We start from the raw sequence: 13,881 nt of genomic DNA on the forward strand, positions 1-13,881 counted from the left end.
CGGGTCAGCGCGCGTAGGCTTCCTGCATGCGCCGGATTTCCGGAAGCCGTGCCAGGGTTTCCTCGTAGCCGCGCTCGATCGCCTCGCCGGCCCGATGAAACTCAGATAGCCCGATATCGCTCATTCGCGGATGCAACGCCAGATCAGGCGGATCGCCTGCAAGGCGCGCCCGCGAAATCCTGTCCTGAATGATGTTGAAAGCTTGGACCATGACACCGGTCATGCCGAGCCGGGTATAGGGAGCTTCGGCTTGGCGCTGTATCTCGTTCGCGGTCAAGGAGGCGTTGTGCTTGACGACGGCGGAGCGGCCATAAAGATCGTAGTGGAGGTTCACGGCTACCACGAGTGGTTGCTCGTAGGCGCGGCAGACCGATACCGGCACGGGATTGACTAGCGCGCCGTCGATCAGCGTACGATTGTTGCTGCGCACCGGCTCAAAGATGCCGGGCAGGGCGTAAGATGCCCGTAACGCAGTGATCAACGAGCCGTTGGCAATCCAGACCTCGTGGCCGGTGTTGATTTCAGCGGCGACGGCGACGAAGGGCCGGTCCAGATCCTCGATTGTCAGGCCTTCGAGATGCTCCGCCATTCTTTTGGTCAACCGCATACCACCGAACAGGCCGCTGCCACCAATGGTCAGGTCGAGCAGACTGGCGATGCGACGCATGGTGAGGGAGCGGGCAAAAGTCTCCAGTTCGTCCAGCTTGCCGGCGAGATAGCATCCGCCGACGAGAGCTCCGATGGAGGTGCCGGCGATCATACCAACTTCGATGGCCGCCTCGTCCAGGGCACGCAACACGCCGATGTGGGCCCAGCCACGAGCGGCCCCGCCGCCGAGCGCCAGGGCTATCTTTGCTTTTGGCGGCTCGACGGGCAAAAGGGGCAGTTCGGGAACATTGTGCGCGGGAGGCAAACTTGAATCGACCGAAACTGGTCCGGCCCCCTGACGATTCAAACCCCAGTACAGCATTTCATGCCTTCCTCCAGAGCTTATGATTGCCCTTTATCTTTTAGTAGTGTCCCTTTTTGGTTTCCAAATCGTATACGTCGGCACCACCTGACCAACTAGAGGGCGCTCTCCCCGCGTCCACCCTATCGGCCATAAATTTCATCCGGGTCGAAGTGTCTATGCTCGTCGGTGATGCGCACGAACGGCTTTCCGTCCTTGAGCTCCACCGTCCGGTAGAAGCACGAACGACGGCCAGTATGACATGTCGCTTGATGTCCCGCGACCTCAACTTTCAGCCAGATTGCATCCTGATCACAATCGGTACGGATTTCCTTCACCGTCTGCAAGTTGCCGGAGGTCTCGCCCTTCTTCCAGAGCTTGCCTCGGGAGCGGCTAAAATAGTGCGCTATTCCGGTCTGGATGGTGAGCGCTAAGGCCTGGACGTTCATATGCGCGACCATCAGCAATTCGCCGTCATCGGCATCGGTCACGATCGCGGTGATCAAGCCGCGATCGTCGAAACGAGGCGTAAAGTCGCCTTCGTCCTCCAGTTCATGCTTGTCGGCAGATGGCTCGTCGAATGTCAGCTTCATTTCCGGCTCTCGATTGCGCGCCGGATCAGCGGCCCCGCACCATTGTCATGAAACGCACCTGCTCGGCGGGGTCGACCTTGAACGAGCCGGTGAAGGTGGTCGTCAGTGTCGTTGAACCCTGCTTCTGCACGCCGCGCATTGCCATGCACATATGCTCGGCTTCGATCATGATCGCGACGCCGCGCGGGCGCAGCGTCTCGTCGATCGCGGTCGCAATCTGTGCCGTCATCGCCTCCTGCGTCTGCAGGCGCCGGCCGTAGATCTCGACCACGCGGGCGACCTTAGACAGACCTAGCACCCGGCCGTTCGGAAGATAGGCAATGTGTGCCTTGCCGACGATCGGCACCATGTGATGTTCGCAATGGGAGAAGAACGGGATATCCTTGACGACGACCATGTCATCATAGCCCGCGACCTCCTCGAAGGTGCGGCCGAGAACGTCTTCCGGATCCATGTCGTAGCCGGCAAACAGTTCGCGATATGCCTTGGCAACGCGGGTCGGCGTGTCCACCAGGCCTTCGCGCGTCGGATCGTCACCGGCCCAGCGGAGCAGGACGCGGACTGCGTCTTCGGCTTCCTGCTGGGACGGGCGGTCCGATTTGAAATCGAGCTGTGGAAAGTTCTTTACAACGGCGTCCATACTGCAAGGTCTCCTGATCCGCGGCGCGGATCCGTTCTTTCGGTCTCGCCGGTGGCATTCCCCATGGTTGCTGGAGGATCTACCGTGGCGGGCTCCGGGGCTTTCCGGCTGCTTTTGGCAACCTTTCGGCACGGTTTCCCATCAAAACTCGCGAAAGACCGTTGCAAATCTCCGGCCCTCGAACAACATACATATAGTATGGTCATATCGCTATGAAAGTGTTCGAATGGGACACGGTGTGTTTTTTGTTATGAGACGTCGCACCATTGCGCCGGAGCAGAAATGATGATGGACGACATCTACAACAGCAAAATCCTCGAGTTCGCTGGCAACATCCCGCGAAACGGAACGTTGCTCGATGCGGATGCCAGCGCTCAGGCGCATTCGAAGCTCTGCGGTTCTCGCGTTAAGATCTGGCTGAAGATGGATGGCGACCTAGTGAGCGATTTTGCTCATGAAGTCAAGGCCTGTGCGCTGGGGCAGGCGTCGTCGTCGGTCATGGCCCGCCATGTCGTCGGCGCGTCTAAGGATGAAATCAGGCAGGCGCGAGAAGACATGCTTTCAATGCTGAAAGCCGATGGCGAGGGACCGCGCGGGCGGTTCGAGGACATGCGGTACCTGAAACCCGTCAAGGATTACAAGGCGCGCCATGCCTCCACCATGTTGACCTTTGACGCCGTCGTGGACGCGATCGGGCAGGTCGAGGCCAAGCGCATGGAACCGGCGGCGGCTGGTTGAGCCATGTGTGAGGGCAAAGATTGCGGGCATTTGAGGCTCGACAGGCGACCATATGCCGATCGTAACTGGAGGGGCCCGTTTCGGAAAACACCCGACAGGCTCCTTGGTCTTGGGCTCATTCGTTTCTATCAATTGACGCTATCAGGCTTCATCGGCAATTCCTGTCGCCACCTTCCGACCTGCTCGGAATATGGCTATGAGGCGATTGCTCGACATGGTCTGTGGCCAGGCAGCTGGATGACGCTGTTTCGCATCGGTCGCTGCGGACCCGGCGGAACGAGCGGCTTCGACCCTGTTCCGGAAAAGCTGGAGCGGCGATTTCACTGGTGGACGCCGTGGCGATATTTCCGCCTCGAAAGCAAGTCCGTCCAGCCGTGACGACCCATGTCGCACTGTTGCATAGCATTATCCTCGGTGGTGGCCGTCGGGTCGTCATGAGCGAACTGCGAGCAGCGGCGACTGGCCTCGGCTTTAAGAATCCGCGGACGCTCGTCGCAACCGGCAATTTGATTTTCGAGGCCGACAGCCTTTCCATCCCCGAAATCGAGACCATGCTGGAAGCCGAATTCGAAAACATCTTCAGCAAGCATGTCGATATCATCGTTCGCAAGGCCGACGCGTGGCTGAAGCTGACGGCGGGAAATCCCTTTGTCGATGGGCTCGGGAGCGATGTCGTCGTCCGCGTGATGCGCCGTCCGCTCGACGACGCCGTTCTCGATATGCTTCGCGATCGTGCCAACGGGCCGGAGCGAATTGCGATCATCGACGGCGACCTGTGGGTCGATTTCGTATCGAAGCCGAGCCTATCGCGGCTGCTTCCCGCGCTGACCACCAGACGCCTCGGCGTCGGCACGTTGCGCAACTGGAACACCGTGCAGGGGCTTGCTCGCATGCTCGTCGCGTAGCGCCGCTTTTTCTTTACTAGACGCCGAAAAGCCTTTATCAGGCGCCGCGAGATCATTCGGCATTGGATGGTCTCGAATGACAACACCACCCGCATTCGTTGGCGGGACTGGATAAGGAGAATTCGATGTCCAACCTGATTTCCCTGACATTTCCCGATGGTTCCGTGCGCAGCTTTGAAGCTGGCGCAACCGGCCGGGATGTCGCCGAATCCATTTCGAAGTCGCTTGTCAAGAAGGCCGTCGCGATTGCGATAGACGGCACGGTGCGTGATCTTTCGGATCCCGTGGTCGACGGGAAGATCGAGATCATCACCCGCGCCGATCCGCGCGCACTCGAACTCATCCGGCACGATGCGGCTCATGTGATGGCGGAAGCGGTGCAGGAATTGTGGCCCGGCACGCAGGTGACGATCGGCCCGGTCATCGAGAACGGCTTTTATTACGACTTCGCCAAGAACGAACCGTTCACGCCGGACGATCTTCCTGTCATCGAGAAGAAGATGAAGGAAATCATCCAGCGCAACAACGCGTTCACGAAGCAGATCTGGTCGCGCGAGAAGGCAAGGCAGGTCTTTGCCGACAAGGGCGAGAGCTACAAGGTCGAGCTTGTGGATGCCATTCCTGCCGGGCAAGATTTGAAGATCTACTACCAGGGTGACTGGTTCGACCTTTGCCGCGGCCCGCATATGGCCTCGACAGGGCAGATCGGCACGGCGTTCAAGCTTATGAAGGTGGCCGGCGCCTATTGGCGTGGCGACAGCAATAACGCGATGCTGACGCGCATCTACGGCACGGCCTTTGCCGAGCAGGCGGACCTCGACAATTATCTGCATGTGCTGGCGGAAGCCGAGAAGCGGGATCATCGCCGCCTCGGTCGCGAGATGGACCTTTTCCACTTCCAGGAAGAAGGCCCAGGCGTCGTATTCTGGCACGGCAACGGCTGGCGGATGTTCCAGTCGCTGGTTTCCTATATGCGCCGCCGCCTGCATGGCGACTACCAGGAAGTCAATGCGCCGCAGGTGCTCGACAAATCGCTCTGGGAAACATCCGGCCACTGGGGCTGGTATCGCGACAACATGTTCAAGGTGACGGTCGCCGGCGAAGATACCGACGACGAGCGCGTCTTTGCGCTGAAGCCGATGAACTGCCCGGGCCATATCCAGATCTTCAAGCATGGCTTGAAGTCTTACCGCGAACTGCCGATCCGCCTTGCGGAATTTGGCAACGTTCATCGCTACGAGCCATCGGGCGCGTTGCATGGCTTGATGCGCGTCAGGGGCTTTACCCAGGACGATGCGCACATCTTCTGCACGGACGAGCAGATGGCCGCCGAATGCCTGAAGATCAACGACCTAATCCTATCGGTCTACGAAGATTTCGGATTCGAGGAAATCGTCGTCAAGCTCTCCACCCGTCCTGATAAACGCGTCGGTTCGGATGCGCTTTGGGATCGCGCCGAAAGCGTCATGCTCGATGTGCTCCAAACGATCGAAGCGCAGTCGGGCAATCGCATCAAGACCGGCATCCTGCCGGGCGAGGGCGCTTTCTACGGCCCCAAATTCGAATATACGCTGAGGGACGCCATTGGGCGTGAATGGCAGTGCGGCACGACGCAGGTCGACTTCAACCTGCCGGAACGCTTCGGTGCCTTCTACATCGACCAGCATTCCGAAAAAACGCAGCCCGTGATGATCCACCGTGCGATCTGCGGCTCGATGGAGCGCTTTCTCGGTATCCTGATCGAGAACTTTGCCGGCCACATGCCGCTGTGGATTTCGCCGCAGCAGATCGTGGTTGCGACGATCACGTCGGATGCGGACGAATACGGTATGGAAGTTGCCGAGGCGCTGCGGGAGGCCGGCCTCAATGTCGAGACCGATTTCCGCAACGAGAAGATCAACTACAAGATCCGCGAGCACTCGTTGACGAAGGTTCCAGTCATCATCGTCTGCGGCAGACAGGAAGCCGAGGGGCGATCCGTGAACATCCGTCGCCTCGGTTCGCAGGCGCAGACCTCGATGTCGCTCGATGACGCGGTGTCGTCGCTCGTTCTGGAGGCGACCGCGCCCGATATCCTTCGCTCGCGCGCGAAGAAGAAGGCCAGGGCTGCCGCTGCCTGACGCGTTCCGTCTGACAACATTTCATCATGCTGTCAGACAACTGACATAGAACAGCAATATATGCGCCTTCATCGGTCAAGGAGCGGGTCAAGCCCCGGCGGACATTTGAACTTCAACGAGCTGTCTTATGCCAACGAACGGGATACGCGCTTCAAGCGCTGGTTCATCCGTTCGATCGAGGGTCTGTCCGGCCGTGACCGCTATGCAAGGCTCTACGACATCTGGCGAAGCGACATCGTCGGTAAGAGCGATCGGGTTTTCGGCAAGATGCTCGACCTGATCGACATCCGCGTGGACGTGCGTGGCGAATGGCCCCCACAGAACATGACGGGTGCGCCGATCGTCATCGTGGCAAATCATCCGTTCGGCATCGGCGACGGCATTGCGGTGCTGGCGCTTGCCGAACAGCTCGGTCGTCCGTTCAAAGTGCTGATCAATGACGAGTTGCTCAAAGTTCCTGAGATGAACGAATATTCGCTCCCGGTTTCCTTTGAGGAAACCAAAGAGGCGATGACGATCAACATGCGGACCCGGCACGAGGCCGTGCGCCTCCTGAAGGAGGGCGTGACCATCATTGTCTTTCCGGCCGGCGGCGTTGCCACCGCCAAGAAGGGGTTCGGGCGCGCCGAAGACCTGCCATGGAAGATCTTCCCGGCAAAGCTGATCCAGGCTGCGCGCGCGAGCGTCATTCCGATCTATTTCGAAGGACAGAACGGGCGACTGTTTCATCTTGCAAGCAGGGTTTCGCTGACGTTGCGGATCTCGCTCCTGATCCGCGAATTCCGCCGGTTGTCGGGAAGCACGATCACCTCGCATATCGGGGAGGTCATGTCATGGGAGACGCTGAGCAATGGCGTCGACCGCAAGGACCTTTTGTCCCGGCTTTACAGCGCCGTCTTCTCGATGGCACCACCGAAGCGCCCCTTCATGAAGCGGGCAAGCTAGAGCTTCAGTCCATGCTGGTGCCGCTATCGCCTGATGGCAGCGGCTCCTGGGTTTGCGGAACTGATTGCTGTCCTTGCTGTGGCGTCTGCGCCTGCGCGGGCAGCTGCCGCGCCTGCGGAATGGCTTCCACCTCAGGGGCGGTGTCGGGCGCGGGAGCGTCTTGCGGCTGTTGCTCCTTCATTAGCACTTCGACATCGGTGTTCCTGCCGGCGACCACGGTGAAATCGCGCTGAAAGATCCTGTCCTTGTTGCGGGCAACGGCGGAATACTTCCCCTCGGCAAGAATGAGCGTCGGGAAGGCGCTGACGCTTTCACCGACGATGTCGCCAGCCGCCGTCAGTATCGACCAGGCAGTATCGGCCATCGCTTCACCGCCAGCATCCGCCACCAGCTTCAAAGTGATTTTTGCGGCCCTGTGCTGGATTGTCGCCTCGGTTACATGGCCGGCTTCGACCTGAATATCGGCCCGGATCACCGCGTTGACGTTGCCATATTCGGAAACCACGTGATAGGTGCCGGCTCCAAGGCCGACCAGCGTGTTCGGCTTGACGTCCGCCATCACGAGGCCGCGCGTCCCGTCTTCCTTGACGTCGTTGGAATAGATGGAGAAGCTCAATTCATCGGGGGGAATGCGGACATCAGAGCCGGAAACGGCGTTGAGCAGCATGCCGCCGGCATCAAGCACCATCACCTGCTTTTGTGTCTCACCCTTGATCGGCACTGTCAGCTTCTTGGTGACGCCGGCACGGCCAAAGGAGACATTGACGAAGTAATCGCCGGGGGCGAGCTGAAACGCGGCAGACCCGCCGGAGGAACTTGCAAGCAGCGGCAGCTTGCCATCGGGACCGGCGATCGGGCTGAACACATACCAGGAGAGGCCTTGCTGCAGGGGTTGCCCATCAGCCGACAACTTCGCCTCCAGCGCAACGTCGTGCAAGGTCGAGGCCGGGGCGGTCGAGGTGCCAGGGGCAATGAAGGCATTGAGCTTCGGCATCTTGGGCGTCGAGTCCAGCTGCTTGAACTGCTTGAACGCATCCTGCGCCGATGCCGCAGCGCTGAAGCTCAAAACGATCGCTGCGACGAGACCAAACCAGCGAAGGGGCGAGATGCGTGACATTGGATCCCAGTCGATCAGCGTCAGAAGTGACCGTGCCACTTCAAGACCAATGCGGTGGCAAATTCAAGACTATCTGGCCGATTGCCGCAGGTTTCAGGCAGGTTTTCGGGATCGTCATGAAAACCGCGGCAAGATATTGTGGAACCTAGCATCTTGGTCTGATCGAACACGGCGCATTGACATCGTCGGACGGCAAGGCGAAAACCCGGGCACGAGCGGTCTGTTCGCAGCGCGCCGAAAGATGCCAGGCACGGAAAAACATCCCACTATGAAAACCAATATTAAGCTGATCGACTATCTCGAAGTCCGCCGCTCCATTCCCGCGTTCCAGATGTGCGAGCCGGGTCCCGACAAGGCCGAGATCGAGCATATTCTCAGGGTCGCGTCTCGCGTGCCGGATCACGGCAAGATCGCGCCATGGCGGTTCATCGTATACCGTGGAGCCGAGCGCGAACGCCTTGGCGAGGCACTGCTCAAGCTGGCGCTGGAGACGAAGCCGGACCTTTCCACGGAGATGATCGAGGTCGAACGCGCACGGTTCACCCGTGCTCCGGTGGTTGTTGCCGTCGTCAGCAAGGCGGCGCCGCATTTCAAGATCCCGGAATGGGAACAATTGATGTCGGCCGGAGCCCTTTGCCTCAATCTTTTGATGTCGGCCAACGCCCACGGCTATGTCTCGAACTGGTTGACGGAATGGTTTGCCTATGACGAGCGGGCCTATCCGCTGCTTGGGGTCGAACCTGGCGAAAAGATCGCAGGCTTCATCCACATCGGCTCAACGGAATTTCCGGCTGTCGAGCGTCCGCGGCCAGAGCTATCTGAAACGGTCACCTGGGTCGGTGGCGAGGACGCCTGATGTTCTATACGACCGATACTAACCAGCATGGCCTTGCGCACGATCCCTTCAAGGCGATCGTCGCGCCGCGACCGATCGGCTGGATCGGGACGAAGGGCAGGGATGGTTCTTTCAACCTCTCGCCCTATTCATTCTTCAATGCGGTGAGCGATCGCCCGAAGATCGTGATGTTCTCCTCCGACGGCCGCAAGGACAGCGCCAGGAATGCGGAAGAGACCGGCGCATTCACAACGAATTTCGTCAGCCGAGATCTCGTCGACAAGATGAATGCCTCATCGATAGTGGTGCCCTACGAGGTTGACGAGTTCGCCTTGGCGGGTCTCACGGCAAAAGCTGGAACGCTGGTCGACGCTCCCTATGTGGCCGATGCTTTTGCGGTGCTCGAATGCCGTGTCACCGAGATCATAAATCCGATGACGCTATCCGGCGAACGGGGTGAAAATGTCATCGTTTTCGGCCAGGTCGTCGGCATCCATATCAGCGAGGCGATCCTCAAAGACGGCCGCCTGGACATGGCCATAGCGCGGCCGATCGCGCGCATGGGCTATATGGAATACAGCGAGGGCAGCGAGGTCTTCCAGCTGCTGCGGCCGAAGCCGCCGCAGGGCTGAAAGTCCGAATGCAACCCCCCTTTGCGGACGAAGATGGTCAACGACCAGTTAACGGACATGATGAACTAATCTTAAACTTTTTGACGTTAGCGTGACGCCTATAGATCGTTAAGCGAGAATCGTCTCGCAGGTTTCGGGGCTCCACGTGATCGTAGAAGCATTTCTTCGCTGGGCGGAAACGGCCAAAGCCGGAGACAGGGCGAGGGCTGCAAATGCGCTTGGGCGCGCGTTTCTCGGCACGACGATGCCGGCAGCCGAGCGCGGCGCCGCCGAAATGGCGATGACCTATCTTCTCGACGATCCTTCGCCACGCGTACGGCTTTCTCTAGCCGAGGCGCTTGCGCATTCGCCGGCAGCACCCCGCAGCGTCATACTCTCACTTGCCGAAGACCAGCCGGAAATCGCCGGCCAGGTCATCCTTTGTTCTCCGCTGTTTACCGATACCGATCTCGTCGACCTTGCGGTCCGAGGCAGCAACCTGACGCGGGTGCTGATCGCTTCACGGGGAGAGGTCTCCTTTGCGGTATCGGCGGCAGTTGCCGAGGTTGGCGGTGAGGAGGAAAACATCTGCTTGTTGGAAAATGCCGGTGCCTCGATTTCACGAACGTCGATGAAGCGGCTCGCGGAAAGGCTGGGTGACTGCGGTGCGGTGCGCAGCTTGCTTCTCGAGCGCGGCAATTTGCCGTCCGATGCGCGTCATCTTTTGATGCAGCAGGTCAGCGCAGCGCTGGCTGGTTTTCATCTTGTTCGGGCGGCGGTGGGGGAAGCGCGGCTGCGGCACATCACCCGCGAGGCCAACGAGAGCGGGACCGTCGCCATTGCCGGTGCCGTTCAGCATGACGACATTCCTGATCTGGTGGAGCATTTGCGGCTTTCCGGCCGGCTGACGCCGGCGTTCCTCATGCATACGCTGTGCACAGGCAAGGTCGACTTTTTCGCTGGCGCCATCGTCAACCTCTCCGGCTGCGATGATCGCCGCGTCCGGTCCATCCTCGGGACAGGTCGGATGCACGCCGTCAGGGCGCTGTATGAATCTGCCGGCCTCGGCCGAGATATCAGCGTGATCTTTGTTGAGGCCACGCTTCTTTGGCGGAGCGCGTCACGGGCGACCAGAGGAACTGTTCTTGAAAATGTCTCCTCGCGCCTGCTGCAGATATTCCATCGCCAGCGCCGCACCTCGGATGCCGCGGCCGAATTGCTTGACATGGTCGAGAAGCTGACCATCGCCGAGCAGCGGCACTCGGCTCGCAGCTTCGCCTCAAAGGCGTCAGTCGCCGCGGCCTGACCGGTTAGTTCGTCATTCGCCTTGCCACCCATGAATAGCCGTCCGATACGAAATGCACCGGCTTTACCAGCACGTTCTTGATGCCATCGCGGGAGGGCAGCATTTGCCTTGCCTGTTCGATGGCGCGAGACGTGAAGCCGGCAATCCCGGGCGGCGGCTGCGGCTGGGGATCTGACATGACGGGCGGCGTGACAGGCTGTGGTGTAGCATTCTTGGGCGGCTCAGTTTTCTGCGCAACCTGAAATGGCTGACATACGGCGATGACGGTCGGGTAGTGGACATTCGAAAAGGCCTTGAGACGCTTTTCCGATTCTGCGTCACACTGCGCAACGCTCTCCCAGCGTTTTTCAGGCGAAGCCAGATAGGTGCATTGGGTAACGCCGTCGTCGCAGCCGAGAATGGTCATGGCAATCAGGATGGCTTGCATGGCAGACTGTTTCTCTTGATTTCATTCAATCATTTTGGGAATTCCGTTTGAACCGTGAATTGCCTCGGAAAAAAGGCGCCTGCGTTAATTTTTGTTACGTCGTCGAGGCCTCCTTACGACGGCTAAAAGCCATTCGGGGTGAGGTACGAGCGGACATATGAGCCGGAAGCGACCACTTTTATTGCGGCTTTGGGTGTGTCGAGATGGAAAGGCAGCTTGCCTGGAAGTTTGCGTCAGGCGTCCGAGGCTTCGCGCCGCAACCGGACCTGCAGTTCGGGCTCGCGCTGAGCCTGCTCTTCGGCAAGTTCGACCTCACGGATCGATTCCCGCCAGATCGCGACAATGATTGCCATGAGCACCGGCCCGATGAACAGGCCGAGGAACCCCATCGTCTTTACGCCGCCGACGAGGCCGAAGAATGTTGGCAGGAACGGCAGCTTGATTGGACCGCCCACGAGCTTCGGCCGCAGCGTCTTGTCGACGATGAACAGTTCTACCGTTCCCCATACCAGCAGGCCGATGCCGGCAACATGGTCGCCGCTGGCCATAAGATAAATGGAAACCAAGGTGAAGGACAGCGGTGCGCCGCCAGGCACGAGCGCCATGAGGCCGGTGATGACGCCGAGTGTTACCGGCGACGGCACGCCGGCGATCCAGTAGGCAAGGCCGAGTACGATGCCTTCCCCGATGGCGATCACCGTCATGCCCATGACCGTCGAACTGATCGTTGCAGGAACGACGCGCGAGATGCGCTCCCATCGGTTCGGCAGTATACGTTCGCCTAGAAGGTCGAGTTGGCGCACGAAGGAGGGGCCGTCGCGGTAGACGAAGAACAGTGCGATCAGCATGAACAGGAGGGTCAGCACCACATGAAAGGCGCCACCGCCCGCAGCCAGAACAGCGCGGTAGATATTGCCGATATTGGCGCCGCTGACCACCTGCGCCAGCTCGCCGATCGTGCCGGGGCTGCCGATATAGTGCGTCCATTGCTCCCCGAGCCACGGTCCGACGATCGGCAGCACCTCGATCCATTGCGGCGTTGGCGCGCCGAAGCGGTTGGCATGGACGGCCCAGGCAAACCAGTCCCTGACCTCACCGGAGGTGTAGATGACCGCAAATACGATAGGCAGGACGAGGAATGTTACGATGAGAACGATCGCGATCGTTGCCGCGATCGTGTTGTTGCCTGTCCGGCGCAACAGGTCGCCATAAAGCGGCCACGTGGCAAAGCCGATGACAAGGGCTGCCAATACCGGGACGATGAAGCCGTAGAAGAAGTAGATGCCGGCAAGCGCGATCAGGATCAGCAACCAGCGAGCGGCAGAAATCGACGGAATAAGCGCCATGCGCGCCGGCGCAGACGGCCCCAGCCATCGCGGCTCCCTTGACTTCTGTCGATCGAACATACCCACCCGGACTTGGTTTACTGCCAATTGGAAGAACCGGTTATGAGCCATGATATGGGCCGATTCAAGGGAGACATCACTTGAGCGTGTATATTCCGTCACCGTGACACCGGGAAGACGACAGTGCTCGACGAATACTCACTGCGGCCGATGGATGACCTTGAAGGCGTAGAACTGGGTCTTCTGAGTCGGATTGAAGTTGTTGTCGGCGACCAGGATCATGACATCCGTGCCGTCCTTCGCCTTGCCGAGGGTTATTCCCTCGATATTGTCGGGAGCTACGCCAAGAGCGCGCAGGTCGACGACCTGTGTCTTGCGGACAGGCACGATCGTCCGGTCGGTGTTTGCGAGTGAGGCGATCCCCGACACGTCAGTCGCACCTTCCAGGTCGAACATCTCGATGGCGACGGAGTTGCCGACGCCTTGCGCATAACCGCGTTCAACCGCCAGAATATGATGATCATCGAGCGCCAGCATTTCGGACACACCGAAATCGTTCCAGCCGCCGGATTTCGAGGGAGCCTGCGGAATAGGGGAAACAGGATAGACATATTGCGCCTGTTGCACGCCGGTGGAAGGCTCGTAGCGAATGATGCGTGCAAGGCTGCCGTTGGTCAGCGTCGTGATCGGGCCGTCCTGATAAAGAGCCGATTCCATACCGACGAGAAGATCGCCCGAGGGCAGGAAGCTGGTGCTCTCGAAAGCGAGATTGTCGCGGATGCCGGTACTCTTATCGTCGGTGGGCGCGAAACCGTCCGGCAGTGGTAGTTCGCGGATGAACGTTCCATCCGGCTTGGCGACGCGCACGAAAGGCGGGATGAGCGTCTTGGCGTTGCCTTCGCTGCTCCAATAGATGCCGTCCTTGCCAATGCGGATCGATTCAGGATCGACGCCTTTGCTCATGAATGGCAGGCCGTTCTTATCCAGCAACGTGACATGATCAAGGATTGTCACACCCTTGAGACCCGATGCGCCGACATCGATATCGAGATGATAGAACCGCGCCGGCCCCCGTTCAGAGCGATCGTCGCTGATGGCGATGTAGAGGCCACTGGCGGGGTCGAAATCGATTCCGGAAAGGCCACCGACCTCAACGCCGTTTTCACCGAAGCCTGTCGGAATGTCGAATTCGCCGAGATAGGAAAGGCCGATGCCGGCCTGGCAATCGCCGAATGGGCAGGGGGTTTCGATCGTCGTGCCGATCTCGGTTGCGGCCGCGGTTTGAATGAAAAGGAGGAACAGCGATAGGGTTATCGAAAAGGGCTTGAACATAGCGATCGGTAAAATCC

General features: G+C 59.6%; 15 protein-coding genes. 8 read left to right on the forward strand and 7 right to left on the reverse strand.

What is annotated here, in order from left to right:
- Window positions 1-4: 4 nt before the first annotated feature.
- From AB4Z52_RS23285 to folE, 3 genes are all read right to left on the reverse strand, one after another.
- Window positions 5-970, reverse strand: coding sequence for a patatin-like phospholipase family protein (locus AB4Z52_RS23285; protein WP_442220271.1), 966 nt, complete (start codon window positions 968-970; stop codon window positions 5-7).
- A gap of 122 nt (window positions 971-1,092) precedes the next feature.
- Entirely contained in the window at window positions 1,093-1,542 is a 450-nt protein-coding gene (hisI, locus tag AB4Z52_RS23290) for a phosphoribosyl-AMP cyclohydrolase (protein WP_442220272.1), read from the reverse strand.
- Between the two features lie 25 nt (window positions 1,543-1,567).
- Window positions 1,568-2,182, reverse strand: coding sequence for a GTP cyclohydrolase I FolE (gene folE / locus AB4Z52_RS23295; protein WP_442220273.1), 615 nt, complete (start codon window positions 2,180-2,182; stop codon window positions 1,568-1,570).
- A gap of 285 nt (window positions 2,183-2,467) precedes the next feature.
- On the opposite strand from folE, the gene AB4Z52_RS23300 reads away from it, so the two are divergent.
- The 5 genes from AB4Z52_RS23300 (at window position 2,468) to AB4Z52_RS23320 (ending at window position 6,890) form a co-directional block, all read left to right on the forward strand.
- Window positions 2,468-2,920 carry an iron-sulfur cluster assembly scaffold protein gene (locus tag AB4Z52_RS23300; protein ID WP_442220336.1) on the forward strand — a complete coding sequence of 151 codons (453 nt, stop codon included), beginning with the start codon at window positions 2,468-2,470 and terminating at the stop codon, window positions 2,918-2,920.
- A 3-nt stretch (window positions 2,921-2,923) separates the two neighbouring features.
- Window positions 2,924-3,298: a membrane protein insertion efficiency factor YidD gene (gene yidD, locus AB4Z52_RS23305; protein WP_442220274.1), complete on the forward strand. Its 375-nt coding sequence runs from the start codon at window positions 2,924-2,926 to the stop codon at window positions 3,296-3,298.
- On the forward strand, window positions 3,295-3,825 hold the full coding sequence (locus AB4Z52_RS23310) for a DUF1697 domain-containing protein (protein ID WP_442220275.1): 531 nt from the start codon (window positions 3,295-3,297) through the stop codon (window positions 3,823-3,825). The genes yidD and AB4Z52_RS23310 overlap by 4 nt, the downstream gene beginning before the upstream one ends.
- Before the next feature lie 125 nt (window positions 3,826-3,950).
- Window positions 3,951-5,945 carry a threonine--tRNA ligase gene (gene thrS, locus AB4Z52_RS23315; RefSeq protein ID WP_442220276.1) on the forward strand — a complete coding sequence of 665 codons (1,995 nt, stop codon included), beginning with the start codon at window positions 3,951-3,953 and terminating at the stop codon, window positions 5,943-5,945.
- Between the two features lie 105 nt (window positions 5,946-6,050).
- Entirely contained in the window at window positions 6,051-6,890 is an 840-nt protein-coding gene (locus AB4Z52_RS23320) for a lysophospholipid acyltransferase family protein (protein ID WP_442220277.1), read from the forward strand.
- Between the two features lie 4 nt (window positions 6,891-6,894).
- On the opposite strand, the gene AB4Z52_RS23325 is transcribed toward AB4Z52_RS23320, so the two are convergent.
- Window positions 6,895-8,007: a hypothetical protein gene (locus AB4Z52_RS23325; protein WP_442220337.1), complete on the reverse strand. Its 1,113-nt coding sequence runs from the start codon at window positions 8,005-8,007 to the stop codon at window positions 6,895-6,897.
- Window positions 8,008-8,275: 268 nt separating this feature from the next.
- Here AB4Z52_RS23325 and AB4Z52_RS23330 point away from each other — a divergent pair, with 268 nt between their 5' ends.
- The 3 genes from AB4Z52_RS23330 to AB4Z52_RS23340 all read left to right on the forward strand — a co-directional run bounded on the left by AB4Z52_RS23330 (window position 8,276) and on the right by AB4Z52_RS23340 (window position 10,759).
- Window positions 8,276-8,863, forward strand: a complete 588-nt coding sequence (locus tag AB4Z52_RS23330) for a nitroreductase family protein (protein WP_442220278.1) — start codon at window positions 8,276-8,278, stop codon at window positions 8,861-8,863.
- Window positions 8,863-9,474, forward strand: coding sequence for a flavin reductase family protein (locus AB4Z52_RS23335; RefSeq protein WP_442220279.1), 612 nt, complete (start codon window positions 8,863-8,865; stop codon window positions 9,472-9,474). Before AB4Z52_RS23330 ends, AB4Z52_RS23335 begins: the two co-directional genes overlap by 1 nt.
- A 145-nt stretch (window positions 9,475-9,619) precedes the next feature.
- Entirely contained in the window at window positions 9,620-10,759 is a 1,140-nt protein-coding gene (locus tag AB4Z52_RS23340; protein ID WP_442220280.1) for a DUF2336 domain-containing protein, read from the forward strand.
- Window positions 10,760-10,763: 4 nt separating this feature from the next.
- Here the strand turns inward: AB4Z52_RS23340 and AB4Z52_RS23345 are convergent, their stop codons facing one another.
- The 3 genes from AB4Z52_RS23345 to AB4Z52_RS23355 form a co-directional block, all read right to left on the reverse strand.
- Window positions 10,764-11,186, reverse strand: coding sequence for a hypothetical protein (locus AB4Z52_RS23345; protein ID WP_442220281.1), 423 nt, complete (start codon window positions 11,184-11,186; stop codon window positions 10,764-10,766).
- Between the two features lie 233 nt (window positions 11,187-11,419).
- Window positions 11,420-12,598 carry an AI-2E family transporter gene (locus tag AB4Z52_RS23350; protein WP_442220338.1) on the reverse strand — a complete coding sequence of 393 codons (1,179 nt, stop codon included), beginning with the start codon at window positions 12,596-12,598 and terminating at the stop codon, window positions 11,420-11,422.
- 132 nt (window positions 12,599-12,730) lie between these two features.
- Window positions 12,731-13,864 carry an esterase-like activity of phytase family protein gene (locus tag AB4Z52_RS23355; protein ID WP_442220282.1) on the reverse strand — a complete coding sequence of 378 codons (1,134 nt, stop codon included), beginning with the start codon at window positions 13,862-13,864 and terminating at the stop codon, window positions 12,731-12,733.
- Between the last annotated feature and the right edge of the window lie 17 nt (window positions 13,865-13,881).

The organism is Rhizobium sp. 2YAF20 (assembly GCF_052114685.1).
In the GTDB taxonomy this organism is placed as follows: domain Bacteria; phylum Pseudomonadota; class Alphaproteobacteria; order Rhizobiales; family Rhizobiaceae; genus Rhizobium.